General features: G+C 49.3%; 1 protein-coding gene. It reads left to right on the top strand.

Features of this window, described 5'->3' with window-relative positions:
• Positions 1-150: 150 nt before the first annotated feature.
• The coding region (locus KP705_RS16520; protein WP_215765037.1) for a hypothetical protein at positions 151-554 on the top strand (404 nt) is incomplete at its 3' end.

The raw sequence follows: 554 nt of genomic DNA, 5'->3' as shown, positions 1-554 counted from the left end.
GATGGATATCTTGGCGGATTACATCGAAGAAGCCCGATAGGTTAGGAGAAGGCTCATGACGCAGGAACGTCACAACCCGACCCACATCAGTATTATAACACAACTGATGGCGATGGTTCAACACAAGACCGCCAAGACTGGTGGTCTCGGATGGAATCCGTAGGTCGTTCATATACGAAATTAGAGGCCCAAAGGGTCATCAAAGCTCAGTCATATGATGGGGGGTATTATCCTCGTTCATGGCTTGGGCATGTGTTCCATCTGGGGTGGTCTGTTGATGATATCTGCTGGCTGATATCTGCTGACTGCAAGCACCTTGGGCTTATAGCTCGGGATTATTCTGCTGATGAGAATCTGCGTTTTGCGTGTCGTTCGGAACAGGAAGACAGGCGACGCTTCAGGCTTCCTGCTGGTGGTTTAGAATACGTTCCAGAGGTTAAGGAAGCGAAGGAATCACGCGGAGAGATTTTTGATGCAGGACCGTCTGAGAATGGGTGTGAGTCATCTTCTCGGATAGGTTTTTATGAGCTTCTTCGTCGCAACAGTGGGAACAC

The organism is Gluconobacter sp. P1D12_c (genome assembly GCF_018812105.1).
In the GTDB taxonomy this organism is placed as follows: Bacteria; Pseudomonadota; Alphaproteobacteria; order Acetobacterales; family Acetobacteraceae; genus Gluconobacter; species Gluconobacter oxydans_A.
The sequence above is the reverse complement of the archived record's forward strand: the minus strand, read 5'-3'. Positions and strand labels throughout refer to the sequence as shown.